This is a genomic window from Myxococcus guangdongensis (assembly GCF_024198255.1).
GTDB classification, from domain to species: Bacteria; Myxococcota; Myxococcia; order Myxococcales; family Myxococcaceae; genus Myxococcus; species Myxococcus guangdongensis.
On sequence record NZ_JAJVKW010000006.1, the window covers coordinates 211,701 to 229,353 of the forward strand.

General features: G+C 70.0%; 7 protein-coding genes. All 7 read left to right on the top strand.

What is annotated here, in order from left to right:
• The first annotated feature begins 4 nt into the window (after positions 1 to 4).
• Genes LXT21_RS20350 through LXT21_RS20380 form a run of 7 tightly spaced genes read left to right on the top strand, consistent with a single transcriptional unit; the run spans position 5 to position 17,635 of the window.
• The gene (locus LXT21_RS20350) at positions 5 to 3,565 is read left to right on the top strand and encodes a KR domain-containing protein (RefSeq protein WP_254039803.1); all 3,561 of its coding nucleotides are present in this window, start codon (positions 5 to 7) and stop codon (positions 3,563 to 3,565) included.
• Complete coding sequence (locus tag LXT21_RS20355; protein ID WP_254039804.1) at positions 3,555 to 5,639, top strand: C45 family autoproteolytic acyltransferase/hydolase; 2,085 nt, start codon at positions 3,555 to 3,557, stop codon at positions 5,637 to 5,639. The genes LXT21_RS20350 and LXT21_RS20355 overlap by 11 nt, the downstream gene beginning before the upstream one ends.
• A complete protein-coding gene (locus LXT21_RS20360; protein WP_254039805.1) occupies positions 5,629 to 8,481 on the top strand; it encodes a beta-ketoacyl [acyl carrier protein] synthase domain-containing protein in 2,853 nt (950 codons plus the stop codon). The genes LXT21_RS20355 and LXT21_RS20360 overlap by 11 nt, the downstream gene beginning before the upstream one ends.
• Complete coding sequence (locus LXT21_RS20365; protein WP_254039806.1) at positions 8,468 to 9,340, top strand: 4'-phosphopantetheinyl transferase family protein; 873 nt, start codon at positions 8,468 to 8,470, stop codon at positions 9,338 to 9,340. The genes LXT21_RS20360 and LXT21_RS20365 overlap by 14 nt, the downstream gene beginning before the upstream one ends.
• Positions 9,337 to 10,191 carry a polyketide synthase dehydratase domain-containing protein gene (locus tag LXT21_RS20370; RefSeq protein WP_254039807.1) on the top strand — a complete coding sequence of 285 codons (855 nt, stop codon included), beginning with the start codon at positions 9,337 to 9,339 and terminating at the stop codon, positions 10,189 to 10,191. Before LXT21_RS20365 ends, LXT21_RS20370 begins: the two co-directional genes overlap by 4 nt.
• Positions 10,188 to 13,796, top strand: a complete 3,609-nt coding sequence (locus LXT21_RS20375; protein ID WP_254039808.1) for a type I polyketide synthase — start codon at positions 10,188 to 10,190, stop codon at positions 13,794 to 13,796. The genes LXT21_RS20370 and LXT21_RS20375 overlap by 4 nt, the downstream gene beginning before the upstream one ends.
• The gene (locus LXT21_RS20380) at positions 13,793 to 17,635 is read left to right on the top strand and encodes a polyketide synthase family protein (RefSeq protein WP_254039809.1); all 3,843 of its coding nucleotides are present in this window, start codon (positions 13,793 to 13,795) and stop codon (positions 17,633 to 17,635) included. Before LXT21_RS20375 ends, LXT21_RS20380 begins: the two co-directional genes overlap by 4 nt.
• The last annotated feature ends 18 nt before the right edge of the window (positions 17,636 to 17,653 follow it).

Consider the following 17,653-nt stretch of genomic DNA (forward strand, 5'->3'; position numbering starts at 1 on the left):
CGAGATGAACGTCTCCCCTCAGGACGCAGTTCAACAACAGCTCGTGGCCGCGTTGGTGGAGAGGACCGGGTATGTGCCCGAGCTCTTCGCGCCTCATGTCGGTCTCGTGGAGGACCTCGGGTTGACGCCCTCGGAGGTCCAGGACGCCCTCTGCTCCGTCGAGCGCAAGCTGCGACTTCCCGTCGGAGCGCGCGTGGACGGCACGACGGTGGCGACGCTCGCACAGGGACTCTCGAAGCACCTGGACAAAGGAACGACCGTGGAGAGGCACGTGGAAGTCTCGCTGGAGCAGGTGCTGGCCTTCGTCGATGACTGTGCGGCTCGAAGCGACCGGCCCGTCCTGGAGACGGTCCTCGTGGAGACCCGGGGCGCGCTCGCCCGGCTCGATGCGGCGTCCGCGCGTCCCGCGCTCGCCATCGCCGCGGAGCCCGTGAAGCAGGCGAGCGGCGTGGACGGTGAAGCGGTGATGAAGTTGTTGGTGGGGGCGTTGGTGGAGCGGACGGGATACCCGGCGGAGATGCTCGAGGCGGAGCTGGACCTCGAGGCGGACCTGGGCATCGACACGGTGAAGCAGGTGGAAGCCTTCGCGATGGCGAGGGTGTACCTGAACGTGGAGAAGGACGAGAACTTCCGGCTGCGAGACCACAACACGCTGCGGAAGATGGTGGCGTACCTGACGAGCAGGGCGCCGGGGGCGGCGGCTCCAGCGCTGCAGGTCGCGCAGGCGGCCGTGGCTCCGGCTTCGAGCGCTCCGAGCGCCGACGCCATCTTGCAGCTCCTGCGCGACGCGATGGCCGCGAAGACGGGCTACAGCCTGGACATCCTCCAGCCTCAGTTGGACCTGGAGGTGGACCTGGGCATCGACACCATCACCCAGGTCGAGGTCTTCGCCCACGCGCGAATGACCTACGGCGTGGAGCGGGACGACAAGTTCCGCGTGCGTCACTACAACACGCTCCAGAAGATGGCGGAGTATCTGGCGGGCAGGGCCGCTGCTGTCCCGGGTGGCGCGCCGGCGGCTGTGACCGCGCAGCCCACGCTTGCCGCCACGACGGCTCCCACCACCTCTCTCGTGACGGTGGCTGAAGCAGCGAAGGCCACGCCTGCTGCCACACGGACGTCCGCTGCCTCCGTGTCCCAACAGGTGACGTCTCCCTCCGCGGCGCCGAATGCGAGCGGCGTGGACGGTGAAGCGGTGATGAAGTTGTTGGTGGGGGCGTTGGTGGAGCGGACGGGATACCCGGCGGAGATGCTCGAGGCGGAGCTGGACCTCGAGGCGGACCTGGGCATCGACACGGTGAAGCAGGTGGAAGCCTTCGCGATGGCGAGGGTGTACCTGAACGTGGAGAAGGACGAGAACTTCCGGCTGCGAGACCACAACACGCTGCGGAAGATGGTGGCGTACCTGACGAGCAGGGCTCCCGCCGCAGCCGCCCCCGCGCCCCAGGCCTCCGTGGCGACCGTTGCGCCGTCCGCGGGCCTCACGGTGCAAGAGGTGCAGTCCTTCCTGGTCTCCGTGCTCCAGGGGAAGACGGGCTACAACATCGAGCTCATCCAGCCCGACCTCGACCTGGAGGTCGACCTGGGCGTGGACACCGTCACCCAGATTGAAGCGTTCGCCATGGCCCGCGAGAAGTTCGGCGTGGCGCGCAACGAGAAGTTCCGGGTCCGCAACTACAACACCGTGCGGAAGATGTCGGAGTACCTGGTCGCCAACGCCGTGGTGGCGCCCGCGTTATCGGAAGCGGCTCCCGCCGCGAAGCAGGGTGCGCTCGGGCTGGACGAGGTCCGTCGCTTCATCGCCCGGTGCGAGGCGAGCGGAGACACCACGTCGCTGCGCCGACTGGCCGAACACCTCGAGGGCCGTCTGAGGTCCTCGTCGCAGTCGGTGTCGCCGCCGGCCCAGCTCGCGGGCAAGCGCTACGAGGTCCACCCCGTGGAGCTGGCCCCGCAGGTCGATGCTCCGAGCGTCGCGCACCTGAAGGGCAAGACCCTGGGCATCTCCACGGACGCGCACGGCGCCTACAAGGCCCTGGCGCAGATGCTGGAGGCCGCGGGCGCGCGGGTCGTCATCCTGTCCTCCGGCCCCGCCCCCGAGCAGGGTGTGTCCCTGGACTGGCGTCACCCCGAGAGCGCCGGCCGCGCGCTGAAGGAGCTCCAGGAGAAGCAGCCGCTGGATGGCCTCATCCTCCTGCACACCACGGCGCCCACCGCGAAGCTGCACGAGCAGGAGGCCTCGGCCTGGGCGTCCACCGTCAACACCTTCTCCCTGGGGCTGTACCAGAGCGCGCTCGCCGTCTACGACCGCATCGGCGCGCTGCCCGGTGGCGGCTGGTATCTGGTGGCCACGGCGGGCGGAGGCCTCTTCGGTCACGCCAACGCGCAGGGCCGCGTCCCGCTGGCCGGCGCCGCGGGTGGCTTCGTCAAGTGCCTGCGGCGGGAGCTGCCCGGCTCGCGCTGCAAGGTCGTGGACCTGGATGGGCAGGACGCGGCGCAGTGGGCGCGGCAGGTCTGGAACGAGCTGGTCAGCGCGGACCTCGATGTCGAGGTCGGCTACACCGGCGGCCGCCGCTACGTCTTCCGTGACATCGAGACGTCCTTTCCGAAGGAGTCTGCGCCGGTGTCGCTGCGCCCCGGCTCCGTGGTGGTCGTCTCGGGTGGAGGCCGCGGCGTCGTCTACCCGTGCGCGAAGCTGCTCGCGAAGTCCACCGGCGCGCGCGTCATCATCACGGGGCGCACCGCGCCGCCGAGCGGCAACGAGGAGTGGCTGAAGGTGCCCGAGGCGGAGCTGCCCGCCTATCGGATGTCCTTCATCAAGCGCTACCTCGCGGAGCACCCGGGGAAGACGCCGGTGCAAGCGCGGCGCGTCTTCGACTCCGACATCGCCAACCGGCGTGAGCTGCACCGCAACCTCGAGGACTGCCGCAGCCAGGGCATCTCGCTCGAGTACAAGGTCTGCGACATGACCGACGTGGGCGCGGTGCGGGCCCTGCTGGCGCAGGTTCGCCGCGAGCACGGCCGCATCGACGGCATCGTCCACGGCGCCACCATCGAGGAGTCCAAGAGCCTGCCGATGAAGTCCTCGGACGCGTTCGTCCGGACGCTCGCGTCGAAGGCGCACCTCTGGCAGGTGCTCGCGCAGGAGACCTGGAACGACGACCTCCAGTTCTTCATCAACTTCGGCTCGGGCAGCGGCCGCTACGGCAACAAGGGGCAGACGGACTACTCGCTGGCCAACTACCTCGTCGCCAAGGCGGGGCTCGTCTACTCCACGCTGCGGCCCGGCGTGCGGAGCGTGACGGTGGACTGGCCCGTGTGGGTGGGCGCCGGCATCGTGGAGAACAACGCGGACTACCTGGAGCGCCTGCGCGCCATGGGCATCTGCGTCATCCATGTCGACGAGGGCGCGTACTGGTTCGTCGGGGAGCTCCTGTACGGGGGCTCGGCGGGCGAGGTCGTCATCGCGGATGACCGCACCTTCGAGACGCTGAAGCTGCCCCGCCACGACAAGGAGGCGCTCCGCGTCGTCGGCAAGGAGGCTGGCGGAACCCGCTATGCCATCTGATTCGTCCGCATCCCTCCCGCTGGTGGTCTTGTCGGGCCGGCCCTATGAGGTCGGCCGGCAGTACGGCTCCCTCATGCGGGAGGAGCTCGCGCACGCCGTCTCCATCGAGGACGTGTCCATCCGTCCGATGCTGGAGAAGCTCGGCGTGACGGAGCAGGCCATGCGTGAGCGCATGGCGGCGCTCGCGGCGCTGTTGCCCGAGGACATCCACGAAGAGGTCCGAGGCGTCTCGGATGCGAGCGGCTTTCCGAGAGAGACCATCCTCTACCACACGCTCGTGCTCGACATCCTCTCGGGCGCGCCCATCGGCTGCTCGCAGTTCGCGGCCTTCGGACGCGCGACGACGGACGGGAAGGTGCTCCATGGCCACAACCTGGATGTGCCGTACCCCTCGCTGGCGAAGTTCCTGCGCCCCACGTGTGTCGTGTATCGACTCGAGGGGCGCATCCCGTACGTGTCCGTCACGTTCTGGCCCGCTGCGCTGGGCGTGTGCTCGGGGATGAACGCGGCGGGCTTGAGCCTGGGCGTCAACGTCCCCGTCGCGCCGCTGGACCCGCGCGTGTTCTATCCGCTCACCTTCCAGAACCGGGAGGTGCTGTCGCGCGCTCGCACGCTCGACGAGGCCTGTGCCGTGCTGGAGGCGACTCCGCGCGGTGGGAGCTGGAACCTGATGCTCACCCATCGCTCGGGGCAGGCGATGGTCTGGGAGCAGGTGGGAGCGCACTCCGGTCAGTACACGGCGCATCCGGAGCAGGACTTCATCGTCTCCACCAACCACCTGCGCGTCGCGCATAAGGCGGCCCGGGGCCACGAGGCCGTGGCGCTGGAGATGCTCCAGGACATGCAGGAGGACTCGCTCCACCGCTATCGGCGCCTGGAGCACCTGGTCCGTGAGCGACAGGGAGACCTCACGCTCGACACCGCCGTCGACTTCCTCCGCGACAGCGAGGGTGTCACGCCGTCGATGAAGTCCATCTGCCGGGCGGACAACGCGCTGAGCATGGCGTACGAGCCGGAGACGCTGACGCTGGACTTCGCGGCGGGCGCCATCCCGGCCGCGCTGGCCCCCCGGCGACGCTTGCAGTTGGGGCCCTTGTTCCAGGGCGCGATGCGTGAGACGCCGGAGCAGGGCGCGTTTCCGATGCGAGGCGCCGCGCGTGAGCCGGGCTGCTGGACCCGGACCTTCGCGCTCCATGAGGACGTGTACCTGGAGGAGCACCGGGTCAACGGCATCCCCGTGTTGCCCGGCGCCGCGGCCATCGAGTGGCTCGCGGAGGTGGCCTCCGTCGCGGGCGAGGGTGACGTTCGCGAGGTGCGTGACGTGTCGCTGGAGAAGTTCATCCGCGTCCGGCCCGAGCGTCCCACCGAGGCCTGTGTCCGGGCCGTACGTCGCGACGACATATGGGAGGTCTCCGCGTACGCGGACCTGCTCAACCCCCGGGGCGCGGTGTTGCGCTCGGACGTGCTGCACTACCGCGCCGAGGTGCGACTGGGGGCTCGCCATCAGCGGGTGATTCCTCCTGGCTTCGCGGAGGCACGCGGCGCGGAGGGAGAGCTGCCCTTCAGTCGCTCCTACGTGAAGGACGCCTACTTTCACGTCGGTGCGCCGTTCCGGATCGTGGATTGGATCCGCTATCCGAGTCCGCGCGACGCCATCGCGAGCCTGCGGGTCCCCGAGCCGACGGGCTACTTCGCCTCCGTGCAGTGGGCCCGCTTCTGGCTGGACCCCTTCGTGCTGGACGGGTGCTTCCAGCTCGCGGGGACGCTGGGCATCCTCTACAACCTCCGGGCCCCGGTGCCCAAGGGCGTGCATCGGCTGGTGCTGGGGCGCACGCCCCGCGCGGGTGAGCGGCTCGGCGTTCGCGCGCGGCTGAACCGCGAGGTGGGCGAGTTGCTGTTCTACGACTTCACCGTCTGGGACGAAGAGGGACGCATCTGCCTGGAGGCCCACGACTACTGCTCCATCAGCGTGGACGCGTACACCCCCGAGCAGAAGGTGTACCTGCGCACGTCCTTGGACCCTGCCGGCGGTCTGCACTCCTCCGAGCCGAAGGTGCGCGCGCATGTCGGCTGAGTGTCAGGAGCCCATCGCCATCATCGGCATGGGGTGCGTCCTCCCGGACGCCCATGACGTGCCCACGTTCTGGAAGAACCTCCAGGCGGGACACGTGGCGGTGCGCCCGCTCACCGGCGCGCGCTGGGACTGGAGTGCGTATGGCAGCGATGACCCGAACGCGCTCGACCGCACGAACTCCTTCCTCGGCGCGCCCGTCGAGGGGCTGAAGTTCGACTGGAAGAAATTCAAGGTCCCGCCCATCGAGACCCGCCTGCTGCACACCATCGAGATGATGGTGTTGGAGTCCGCCGTCCAGGCGATGACCAGCGCGGGCTACACCCCGGAGCGCGAGTTCGCTCGCGACAGGGTGGCGGTGATTGCCGGCTCCAGCGGCATGGGCCGCAAGAGCAACCTGGGCTTCAACACCAAGTGGCGACTCCCCGAGCTGCTGCGCGCCGCGAGCCAGACGGAGGCCTGGAAGGAGCTCTCATCGGAGCAGGCCGGCCACGTCGCGCGGCAGGTCCAGGAGGAGCTCGTCCGGCAGCACATCGACGGCTCGGATGATTGGGCCTTCTGGGGCTTCATGAGCCCGGTGCTGGGGCGCGTGTGCAGCCTCTTCGATTTGCACGGGCCGCACTTCTGCGTGGATGCGCACGCCGCGTCGGGGCTCGCCGCGTTGGAGACGGCGGTGCAGGGGTTGATGAGTGGCGAGTGGGACATGGCCCTGGTGGGCGCGGCCAGCCCCGCGCTGTCGCCCATGGAGTACGTGTTGCACGGCAAGCTGCGCCGGTTGTCGAAGCACGGCGTGTTCCCGCTGGACGCTCGGGCGGATGGCACCGCGCTGGGGGAAGGCGCGGTGATGTTCCTGCTCAAGCCGCTGGAGGCCGCGCGCAGGGATGGCGACCCCATCCAGGGTGTGCTCCGAGGCGTGGGGGGAGTGAACCGGGGCGCTGGCCCTTCGATGACGGCCACGGATGCGCATGCGCATCGCAGGGCGGCCGAAGAGGCGCTCCGACGCGCGGCGGTGGCGGCCGATTCGGTCTGCTTCGTGGAGACCGGCGCCACGGGCGTCCCCTCGTGGGATGCGCACCTCGTCGAGGGCTTGTCGGACGCGTACCGAGGGGCCCACGGTGCGTCGCTCGGGGCCCTCTCAGAGTCCGTGGGTGACCTGCAGACGGCGTCGAGCCTCGCCGCGATGCTGAAGGTCGTCCTGATGCTGCGCGAGCGGACCCTCGTTCCGCAGCGCTCCTTCCAGACGCGTCATCCGGACGTCGCGCTGGGTGACACGTCGCTTCGGGTCCTCACGGAGCAGACTTCGCTGACGAGAGGTCCACGCCGGGCGGCCGTTCATGCGGCGGGCTTCGGGGGTGTCGCGTGGCACGCCGTGGTGGAGGCGTATGAGCCGGAGGCGCCTCGGCTTCAGGTCCGTGTGAGCGCGCCGCGTCCTCCCTCGGAGCCCATCGCGATGGTGGGGTTCGCGTGCAAGTACCCTGATGCGCCGAGTCCGGAGGCCCTCTGGGACAACGCACTGAGGGGGCGCTGCGCGGTGGGAGACATCCCCGAGTCGCGCTGGCCGGTGTCGCTCTACCACGACGCCTCTCGGCCCTGGGGTGAGACGAGTCGGGAGACGTTCTTCCGCGTGTACTCACCCAAGGCGGCGTTGGTGGCGGAGGCGTCGTTCCCTTCCGCGGCGTTCGGCATCCCTCCGAACGCGGTGGCGCGGATGGACCCGGCGCAGCGCTGGGCGCTGGAGGTCGCGAAGGCCGCTGTCGCCGACGCGGGTCGAGCGCTGCCCTCGGAGCGCACGGCCGTCATCGTGGCCACCACGCCGGGCAACCTCCAGGAAATCGCGGTGGAGACGCGGCTCGCGTTCCCGGAGCTCGCGAGCGTCTATCGGCAGGTGCTGTCGCGCTCGGGAGTGACCGAGGAGCGCGTGGAGCGCTTCATCGCGCAGGCGCGCGAGGCCTTCCAGGGACCGCAGCCGTCCCTCTCCTCCGATTCGCTGCCGGGCATCCTCAACAGCGCGCCGGCCACCCGCGTGGCGCGGGCGCTGGATGTGCGAGGCCCCGCGTTCACGGTGGAGTCCGCCTGTGCGTCGACGCTCACCGCGCTGAGCCTGGCCATCCAGGGGCTGCGGGACGGCCGGTGGGACGTGGCCGTGGTGGGCGGAGTGTGGTCGCAAATCACCGCGCCCTACTGCGTGAACATGTGCTTCGTCGGCGCCATCTCTCCGAAGGGGCGGATGCTGCCGTTCTCGCAAGAGGCGGACGGGTTCGTCCATGGAGAGGGCTGCGGCATCTTCGTGCTGAAGCGGCTCGCGGATGCGAAGCGGGACGGCAGCCGCATCCACGCGTTGATTCGCGGCGTGGGAGGTTCGACGGACGGTCGTGGCAAGTCCATCTTCGCGAGCCAGGCACGCGGCCAGGCGCTGGCGATGCGTCGGGCCTTGCAAGACAGCGGCGTCAGCGCGGAGAGCATCCAGTACGTCGAGGCACATGCGACGGGGATGCTGGAGGGAGACCTGCCCGAGGCCGGCGCGCTCGTGGAGGTCTACGGCCGCGAGTCCCAGCCGGTGCGGATTGGCGCCGTCAAACCGCACATCGGACATTCCTACATCGCGTCCGCTGGGGCTGGGGTCCTCCGCGCGGTGCTCGCGCTCCAGCGAGGTGTGCTCCCTCCGCTCTACACGGGCGCTGAGCTGAACCCTCGGCTGGCCTCCTGCGAGGGGCCCTTGTCCTTCGCTCGCGAGGCCAGTCCCTGGCACGTGGGCGATGCGCCCCGCCGCGCGGCCGTCAACGCGTATGGGTTCGGTGGCACGAACTACCACCTCATCCTCGAGGAGTACCGTGACGCTCCCTGACCTCGACTGGGAGCCCGCGGGTGGCCCTGTCGCCGTGGTGCTGCCGGGTGGGCAGCGCGTCACGTTGATGGTGGTGCCGCTGGAGCACGTGCGCCGCGCGTGGCCCGCACGGCCTGATGGGCTCATCGCGAGTGTCCTCACTGCGGCGGAGCTGGCGGTGAGCGGGATGCATGCGGTGCTCGAGCGTCGGGTGGCGCACCTTGCGGGTCGCATCGCCGCGAAGCTCGCGCTGTGTGCGCACCTGGACGCGCAGGGCCACGGCGTGTCACCCCATGACGTGGGCCTCACGCAGATGCTGGCGGGGCCGGAGCAGGGGCGTCCCGTGGCGCAGCTCCCCCACGGTGTGCCCGCGTGTGACGTATCCATCACTCACTCGCGCGAGCTCGCGATGGCGGTGGTGACGAGCCACGGGCGCGTGGGGTTGGACCTGGAGCGCATCGTGCCTCGCGGCGCCGCGTTCCAGGATGAGGTGTTCACCCGGGACGAGCGCACGTGGCTCGAGACACAGGCCCGGCTCTGGCAGCGGTCACCGGATGAGCTGTGGAACCTGGGCTGGTGTCTCAAGGAGGCGCTGGTGAAGTGCACGGGCCAGGGGCTGCGGGCCGCGCTGCAACAGGTGACATTCTCTGGATGGAGAGAGGCCGAGGTGGAGGGTCTCCGCCTCGCGCCGCTGACGGGAGGGCCTGAGTCGCTCGTCCGCTTCATCCATCTGGACCTCCCGGGGCGCCGGGAGCAGGCCGTCTCCGGAGTGCTCGTGGCGGGGCAGGGCTATGCGCTGGCGGTCCTCCACGACACGCGCGAGGACTGGCGTCGAGTGGGGCAGGGGTGGCGACTGGCCCCGGGAGTGTCCTCGACATGAGCGCGCATGAGCCGACGCTTGGGGAGGTGAGCGCCACGGATGCGGGCTGGCGCTTCGAGCGCGGGGTCGACATCCGCACGGACCCCTATCTCTTGGACCATGTCGTCGAAGGCGCGCCAGTGTTCCCCGCCGCGTATCTGGTGGGACTGATGACGCAGGCGGCGCATCGGATGCAGCCGGAGCGGCAGGTGCTCGGCGTGCGTGACGTGCGCTTCGTGCAGGCGGCGCGCTTCAAGGACACCCGCGCGCTCCAGTTCTCCGTCACGGCGGAGGCCACGGAGTCGAATCGCGTCACGGTGGGCATCTCCTCCAGCATGGCACCGCCTCGTGAGGGCTTCCCTCGCATCCACAGGACGCACGCCTCGGGGGAGGTCCGGATGGGTGAGCGCTCCGAGTCGCCCGCGCGCTTCCAGTCCTTGGATTTCACCGAGGCCGAGCGCTACGAGGCGCTGTACCGGCTGCCTCGCGAGATTCAGCACGGGCCCACGTTCCTCGCGGGCTTGCGGTATCGGCGTCCCGCGCAAGACCAGCTCCTCGCCGTGGTCGCACCCCCGGGCCGCTCGGCGTCCGGATGGCAGGAGGACCCGAGTGCACCGGGCTGGCCCGCGTCCCTGCTCAACGCCATCCTCCATGTCGCGTTCTCGCTGGGCGTGTTGTGCCGCGAGCGGACGGTGCTCCCGCTGGAGCTCACGTCCGGTGAGCTGCACGCGATTCCGCGCGGAGAGGTCCAGGTGTTCGCGCGGAGGACTTCGGCCCACGATGACCTGCAGACCTTCCACGTCGTCGCGTGGGACGAGCAGGGACGGCGGGTCGCGCTCTTCCGCGGGTTCTCCGTGCGGGAGGTTCCATGAGCGCTCCTCGCTTCAGACCTGTCGCCATCGTCGGTGTCGGCTGTGTCCTTCCGCGCGCGAACGACGTCGAGGCCTTCTGGACGCAGGTGACGACGGGGGCGTCGGCGCTGGGTGTGTTGAACGCGCGGGAGTTCCCGCCGGAGTGGTACTTCGCGGCGGACCGTTCGACGCCGGACCGCACGCACAGCCTCCACGGCGCGCTCGTGGAGGAGCCCCGACTGGACGCGAAGAAGTACCGGATTCCTCCCAAGGTGCTCCGGGACATGCACCGGATGCAGCTCGCGTTCATCGAGGCCACGGCGCAGGCGCTCGACGATGCGCGAGATGGGCTCGGCGCGGTGGCTCCGGAGCGCATCGGAATGGTGCTCGGCTCAATGGGCGGTGGGCTGCGCCCGGGCTCACGGGTGCAGGCCCGACTGGTGGACATGCTGCGCTCGTTGTCAGCGTCGACGACGTTGAACGCGCGTCACCCGGGACTCGCCTCCGAGCTGGCCGAGGTGCTCACCCGACAGCTCGACTCGGAGCTCGCGGGCACCAGTGAGACGGAGGCGACCGCGTCCTTCAGCAGCATCTGGGCAGGGAGGGCCGCCAAGCTCTTCGACCTGCGCGGCCCGCACTTCGCCGTGGACGCCGGTTATGCCTCCACGCTCGCGGCGCTCCAGAGCGCCAGTCAGCACCTCAACGCGGGCGACTGTGACGCGGTGGTGGTGGCGGGATGCAGCCAGTTGCTGACGCCGCATGACCTGGTCGCGTTCAGCAAGCTGGGCGGCCTGGGCACCACCGTGCTGGCGCCGTTCGACCGTCGTTCGAGCGGCACGCTGCTGGGCGAGGGCGTCGGGGTGTTCGTCCTGCGCCGCCTGGACGACGCGGTGACGACGGGGACGAAGGTCCACGCGGTCATCCGGGGCATCGGCGCGGCGTCCGAGGGACAGGGCCCATCGCTGGTGGTGCCGGACTCGAAGGGGCAGGTGCTCGCGATGCGCCGGGCCTACGCCCAGGCGGGTTACGGGCCTCGTGACGTGCAGTACGTCGAGTGCCATGCGGCGGGGATTCCCAGCGAGGACGCGACGGAGTTCCAGAGCCTGCGCACGCTCTGGAAGGATGAAGCAGGCGCGGCTCCCGTCATGCTGGGCGGAGTCAAGGAGCTGACGGGACACCTCCAGGCCGCCTCGGGCGCGGCGGGGTTGCTCAAGGCCACATTGGCGCTGAGCCGTCAGGTGCTGCCTCCGCAGCGCTCGTTCCAGGAGGGCGCCGAAGGCATCTCGCTGGAAGGCACGCCCTTCTACTTCGCGAAGCAAGGCCTGCCCTGGCCGGCGGTGGCGGGTGGGCTGCGACGGGCTTGCGTCAGCGCGTTCGGCTTCGGCGGACTGAGCTTCCACCTGACGCTCGAGGAGTTCTCCTCGGACGTCCATTCGCGACTGGCGCGCACCCTGCCGCCTCCTCGGCCCTCCGAGCCGGTGGCCATCGTGGGGCTGGGCGGCGTGTTCCCCGGCGCCGCGAACGTGGAGCAGCTCTGGAGCAACCTGCTCACGAAGCGCTGCGCGATTGGCGCGATGCCTCCGGAGCGAGCGGAGACCGCGCGCTACCTGGACCCCACGCGCAAGAGCAAGGCCCGGCCCTACACGAACCTCGTGGGCACCATCGTCGACGGGAGCTGGCCCCAGGAGCAGGTCCGCATCCCCGCCGAGGTCGCGGCGCAGATTGACCGGGGGCAGAGCTGGACGATGCGGGCCGCGTTGCAGGCGCTCGAGGACACGGCGGCGGTCGACCCGAAGCGCGTGGGTATCGCGATGGGCTACATGCCTCCCCTGGAGCGCGAGTTCCAGGCGCAGGCGCGCGTGTACTACGCCGAGTTCGACGGCCGATTGGCCGAGCACCTGCGTCAGCGCGGCATCGACGACGCGACGGCGGCGCTCATCCGCGGCGAGGTGGAGCGGGACTACAAGAAGGACCTGCCCCCCATCACCGAGCAGACGTTGCCCGGCTACCTGGGCAGCCTCGCGGTCGGACGTGTCGCGCATCACCTGGGCTTCCAGGGACCGGCGATGATGGTGGAGTCCGCGTGTGCCTCCAGCCTCGCGGCGGTGGAGTTGGGCGCGCAGCTGCTGAGCACGAGGGAGTGTGACCTGGTGCTCGCGGGCGGCATGTATGCGTCGCTCGGTGTGGATGGGTTGGTCCAGTGGTGCTCGTTCGGAGGACTGTCCCAGAGCGGCTCGTTCCCCTTCGATGCACGCGCGGATGGCTACGTGACGAGCGAGGGCGCCGCGATGCTCGCGCTCAAGCGGCTCTCCGACGCGGAGGCCGCAGGGGACCGCGTCTATGCCGTGATTCGCGCCGTGGCGGGGGCGACGGACCCGAAGAGCGCCTCCATCTGGGCGCCGTCCTCGGAGGGACAGGTCCAGGCCGTGCGTCGCGCCGTGGAGAAGGCGGGCGTCTCGCCGGATGAGCTCCAGTACCTGGAGGGCCATGGCACGGGGACACCCGTGGGAGACCCGGTCGAGGTGGAGACGTACCGCGCCGTCTACGGACAGGGGCGAGCGGGGAAGCAGGTGCTGCTGGGCTCCATCAAGTCGAACCTGGGCCACCTGAACTCAGGAGCCGGAGCGGTGTCGTTGCTCAAGGTCGCGCTCGCGCTGCACCGCGGGCAGGTTCCTCCCAACGTGGGCTTCGCGACGCCCAACCCGGCCATCCCATGGCGGGAGCTGCCCTTCCGCGTGCCGACCGACATCGTGCCCTGGACGGCCTCGGAGGAGGGCCCGCGTCGCGCTGGCGTCACTTCTCTGGGCCTGGGCGGCACCAGCTACCACGCCGTCGTGGAGGAGTTCTCTCCTCGCGAGTCGCGGCCGCGCCTGGAGGCTGGGTTGCTCACGCGACGGGGGGCGTGGGTGTTTCCGCATCGAGGCGCACGCAGCGAGGTGATGCTGCGCGACCTGTCGGCGCGGTTTCCTTCCGTGAAGGAGACGCTCACGGAGGTTGGCTCCGCCTTCGAGTCGCTGACGGGACAGCCGCTCCACGCGGCCTCGAAGGCCGAGGACACCTTCGTCACCGACGTGGCCGAGGTGCTGGCGGGCGTGGCGTACTTCCGCCTCCTGCGCTCGTACGGGCTTCGGGTCGATGTCCTGTTGGGGGAGGGGACGGGCGAGTACAGCGCCCTGGTCGCGAGCGGGATGCTCTCCATGAAGGACGCGCTGGGGGCGCTGCACCTGCGTGCCCGGCTCGGCGCGTCCGCCCACTCCGTCGAAGGGCTCCAGCAGCTTCGGGCTGAGCTGTCCCGCTTCACGTGGAGGGCTCCCACGGTCGCGGTGCTCTCCGCCATCCATGGTCGCTACTACGAGGCTCCGCTCCCCGAGGCGTTCCTCACCCGGCACCTCGCCCTGCTGGACACGCAGCCGTCCCGGCTGGGGCCGCACGTGCGCCGCCTCCATGACGACGGCGTCCGCGTCTTCCTCGAGGCTGGCACCGGCGAGTCGCTCGGGGCGTGTCTCCAGGCGCTTCCAGACGTGGTCCGACTGGGGCACCCGGCCTCGGCGGGTGAAGTCGCGCGTTTCCATCGCCTCCTGGCGTTCAGTGATGTCCACCGCTTGCTCAACGAGTCCGTGAGATGACTTCGCACCCGCAGTCCGCCATCAGAAAGTCCACGCCCATCGCCATCATCGGGGCCTCGTGCATGGTGGCGGGGACTGAAACACCCGAGCAGCTCTGGCAATACATCGTCGCGGGGACGCCCCGGTTCGCGCAGGTGCCCGAGTCGCGCTTCAAGTGGCAGAGCTTCTACAGCCAGGACGCGTCCGACACGGAGAAGGGCGAGGTGTGGAGGGCGTCCTTCTTCGGTGAGCTGGAGCTGCCCTGGCGTGAGTACAAGGTCGGGCCGAAGATGCTCGATGAGCTGCACCGGTGCGAGCTGTACACCGTGGAGGCCATCCGTCGCGCGCTGGCGGATGCGCGCCTGCTGGAGCGTGAGTTCGCCCGGGAGCGGACCGCCGTCATCATGGGCGGCTCGGAGATGGGCTACGACTCGCGCATCACCCATCCGTTCCTCTGGCACCTGCCGCAGTTGATGGAGGCCATCCAGAAGGCCGTCGATGACTCGGGGCTCCCCGAGGAGGCGCGCCGTCGCATCCTGGAGTCCTCGGAGAAGACGTTCCGCGAGGTCAGCCACCGCGAGTTCACCCGAGGCACCGTGTCGGGCATGAGCCTGGCCCTGGGCCGCGCCTGCTCGCTGTTCGACTTGAAGGGCCCGCACTTCGTCGTCAACTCCGCGTGCTCGTCCGTGCTCCTGGGGTTGGAGAGCGCGGTCAACGGGCTCTCGCTGGGGGACTACGACGTCGCGCTGGTGGGAGGCACCAGCCCGTACCTGACGCCCGCGCCCTTCGTCACCTTCGAGCGCATGCGCCTGCTCACGCGCGAGGCGCAGCCCCGGCCCTTCGACGCCAACGCCTCCGGGACGCTGCTGGGTGAGGGCACGGGCTTCTTCGTGCTGCGGCGGCTCGAGGATGCGCTGAAGCAGGGCGACTCCATCCTCGGGGTCATCCGCGGCATCAGCGGCGCGAACGATGGCCGTCGGGGCGCGTTGATCAGCCCGCCCGTGGAGGCGCAGGTCACCGCGGCCCAGCGGGCCTACGAGCTGGCGGGATACGCCCCCGAGTCCGTGCAGTACCTGGAGTGCCACGCCAACGGCGTGGAGTTCCTGGAGGCCTCCGAGCTGACCGCCATGGGCAAGGTGTTCAGCAACCATGCGCCCGGCGGTCTCACGCTGGGCTCGACGAAGAACATGGTGGGCTACCTGCTGTCGGCCTCCACGCTGCCCGGCATCGTCCGCACGCTGATGGCGCTCAAGCACCAGACGCTGCCGGCCCAGGCGCACGTGCGCGAGCCGCGGGACGAGCTGCGTGTGGAGGGCGCGCCGTTCCAGGTGCGCTCGCGGCCCGTGCCGTGGATGGCGCCCGCTGGCGGAGTCCCGCGTCGCGCCGGAATCAACTCCCTGGCGATGGGAGGACAGGCCTACCACCTCACGCTGGAGGAGTACCTGCCCGAGTACCACGCGCAGCTCGTGGCGAGCCTCGGTCCCCCGCCGAAGCGGGAGCCTGTCGCCGTCGTCGCGTATGGCGCCCTCGCGCCCGGTGCGCACAACAGCGACACGTTCTTCGAGAACGTGATGGCGAAGCAGGACTCCATCATCCGGATTCCGAAGGAGCGGTTCGACATCGACCGGTACTTCGGGCCCGAGGGTGTGACGGGGAAGATCTACTGCCCGCTCGGCGGCTTCGTCGAGGACTTCACCTTCGACGAGAAGGCGTTCCTCATCCCGCCGACGCTGGCCGTCCAGTTGGACCGCTCGCACGTCTTCGCGCTGACGGTCGCCGCGGAGGCGCTCCGCAAGACGACGGCGCCCCAGAAGGCACCGAAGCGGACGGCCGTCTTCATGGCGGACATGCCCGGCCGCCTGCGTGAGCGCGAGGTGGAGCTGCGCATCGCCTACACGGAGATGGATGGGCTGTTCCGCCGCGTGCTCCAGGAGAGCGGGCTGGCCGCTGGCGCCGTCGATGGGCTCGCCCGTCGCGCGGAGGGGAACTTCAAGGCGCACATGGCGCCCATGACGCCGTATACGCACGCGGGCTACGCAGGCAGCTCGGAGGCCACGCTCATCGCCCACGTGTATGGGTTCAAGGGCGCCACGGGCATCTACGAGAGCACCTGTGCGTCCTCGCTGGCCGCCATCGAGGCGGGCGTGGCGAACCTCCAGTTGGATTTGGCGGACGTCGTGCTCGCGGGCGGCTCCTTCGCGGACCTGGCGCCGGAGCTGTACGCCATCAACTGCACCTTCCGGGGCATGAGCGGAACCGGGAGCCGCCCCTTCGACGCGGACGCGTCCGGGTTCATCCCCGGAGAGGGCGCGGGCGTCGTCGTGCTCAAGCGATTGAAGGACGCGGAGCGGGATGGAGACACCATCCTCGGGCTCATCAAGGGCATCGGCTCGTCGAGTGACGGCAAGGGCAAGTCGCTGCTCGCGCCCAACCCCGTGGGCCAGGAGCTGGCGGTCCGCCGCGCGCTCGAGCGCGCCGACGTCTCACCCGCGTCCATCCAGTACATCGAGTGCCACGGCACGGCGACCCCCGTGGGGGACTTCACCGAAATCTCCACCTACTCGCAGGTGATGCAGGGGCGCGCGCCGGGCTCGGTGGGCATCGGCTCGGTGAAGTCGATGATTGGCCATCTGCACTCGGCGGCGGGTGTCATCAACCTGGTCAAGGTCCTGAAGAGCCTGGAGCACAAGGTGATGCCGCCGCAGCTCCACTGTGAGCGCCCCAATCCCGACATCGCGTGGGACACGGTGCCCTTCCAGGTCATCACCGAGCCTCGTGCCTGGGCTCCTCCCGAGGATGGAGGTCCACGTCGGGCGGGCGTCAGCGCCTTCGGCATGGGCGGGACGAACTACCACCTCGTGGTGGAGGAGTACCGGGGGCGGCAGGACGACGAGGCGCTGAGCCCTGAGACCTTCCCGATGGTGGGCGCCGTGCTGGAGCGCACGGAGACTTCGCTGACCGCGCTGCGCGAGCTGCGATTGGAGACGGACCCTTACCTGCGTGAGCACAAGGTGAACGGCGTCGCCGTGCTGCCGGGTACCTTCGGGATGGAGCTGATGGCCGAGGCGGCCTTGTTGCTGCGACCCGGGCTCCAGGTGAGGGGATTGGAGTCGGTCCGCTACCACCAGGCCGCGAAGGTGTGGGAGGGCCGGAGCACGCGGCTGCTCGTCGATGCGCGGACGGGCGTCCTGGATGCGCACGGGCGCGTGGCGGTGACGGTCCAGGTGGACATGGAGCTGAGGCCGCGCGCGGACCTGCCACCCCTGCGACGCAAGCTCTACACCGGCACGGTGCTGCTCGGCGCGCGGCGGGACGTGGCCGACGTGACGGTGGAGGCCGGCGCGGCGGCGCTCTTCACGGCGGAAGGACGTCAGGACTTCGGTCCGTTCTACAACCAGGGCGAGGAGGCCTACCTGGGGCCTCGCATGCAGGGCTGCCGTCAGCTGCGGTTCGTGTCGGCCACGCAGCAGGCGGCGTGGGTGAAGGAAGTGGGGACGAGCGACCTCTTCTCGTTCACGAGCACTCCGCGTCTGCGGGTGTCGCCGCTCGCGCTCGATGCCATCAACCACGCGGCGGGGATGACGGCGTACTACTCGCTGGAGTCGCTGGTCCTCCCGGATGGGGCCGACAGCCTGCGGCTCCATGCTCCGCTCCCGCAGGGTGAGGAGGTCGCCGTCCTCAGCACGTACCTGGGGACCCAGGAGGGCATCGCCAGGCTGCGCGTCGTCGCCTTCCATCCCCGGACTCACCAGGTCTACGTCGAGATCGAGGGGCTGCGCTTCAGCGTGCTGGGGCACCTGGGCCCGGTGCTCAAGCCCTTCCTCGATGGTCGTCAGAAAGGAATGTCGGGACGGGTGTAGCCCCACGGCTCCGTCATG

Excerpts from the sequence above, each read along its gene's own strand:
- LXT21_RS20380 (WP_254039809.1), top strand. The coding sequence starts at position 13,793 with ATGACTTCGCACCCGCAGTCCGCCATCAGAAAGTCCACGCCCATCGCC.
- LXT21_RS20370 (WP_254039807.1), top strand. The coding sequence starts at position 9,337 with ATGAGCGCGCATGAGCCGACGCTTGGGGAGGTGAGCGCCACGGATGCG.
- LXT21_RS20375 (WP_254039808.1), top strand. The coding sequence starts at position 10,188 with ATGAGCGCTCCTCGCTTCAGACCTGTCGCCATCGTCGGTGTCGGCTGT.
- LXT21_RS20350 (WP_254039803.1), top strand. The coding sequence starts at position 5 with ATGAACGTCTCCCCTCAGGACGCAGTTCAACAACAGCTCGTGGCCGCG.
- LXT21_RS20355 (WP_254039804.1), top strand. The coding sequence starts at position 3,555 with ATGCCATCTGATTCGTCCGCATCCCTCCCGCTGGTGGTCTTGTCGGGC.
- LXT21_RS20360 (WP_254039805.1), top strand. The coding sequence starts at position 5,629 with ATGTCGGCTGAGTGTCAGGAGCCCATCGCCATCATCGGCATGGGGTGC.